The organism is Streptomyces marinisediminis (assembly GCF_026262575.1).
GTDB lineage: Bacteria > Actinomycetota > Actinomycetes > Streptomycetales > Streptomycetaceae > Streptomyces > Streptomyces marinisediminis.
Window position 1 is genome coordinate 1 of the sequence record NZ_JAPKFL010000104.1, and the last position, 680, is coordinate 680.

At 71.2% G+C, this 680-nt stretch carries 1 protein-coding gene; it reads left to right on the forward strand.

Features of this window, described 5'->3' with window-relative positions:
* Nucleotides 1-680: aminotransferase class III-fold pyridoxal phosphate-dependent enzyme (locus OSB71_RS24265; protein ID WP_265950948.1), on the forward strand; the 680-nt coding region annotated here is incomplete at both ends.

Sequence of the window (680 nt, forward strand, 5' to 3'; positions counted from 1 at the left end):
GACTCCGGTTCGGGTCTGAACAAGCCCGCGGCCGTGATCGTGGAGACGGTGCAGGGCGAGGGCGGCATCAACGTCGCCCGCCCGGAGTGGCTGCGCGCCCTGGCCGACCTGTGCGAGCGCCACGACATGCTCCTGATCGTGGACGACATCCAGATGGGCTGCGGCCGCACCGGCGCCTTCTTCTCCTTCGAGGAAGCCGGCATCACCCCCGACATCGTCACCGTCTCCAAGTCCATCAGCGGCTACGGCCTGCCGATGTCCCTGACACTGTTCAAGCCCGAACTCGACATCTGGGAGCCCGGCGAGCACAACGGCACCTTCCGCGGCAACAACCCCGCCTTCGTCACCGCCACCGCCGCCCTGGAGACCTACTGGGCCGACGGCCAGATGGAGAAGCAGACCCTCGCCCGCGGCGAACAGGTCGAAGCCGCCCTCGGCCAGATCGCCGCCGAACACCCCCGGGCCGTCACCGAGGTCCGCGGCCGCGGCCTGGTCTGGGGCATGGAGATGACCGACCCCGCCACCGCCGGCCGCATCGCCCGCCGCGCCTTCGACCACGGCCTCCTGGTGGAGACCTCCGGCCCCGAGAGCGAGGTCGTCAAGCTCCTCCCCGCCCTCACCACCACCGCCGAGGAACTCGACGAGGGCCTGCGCATCCTCGCCCGCGCCGTCCGCGAGAC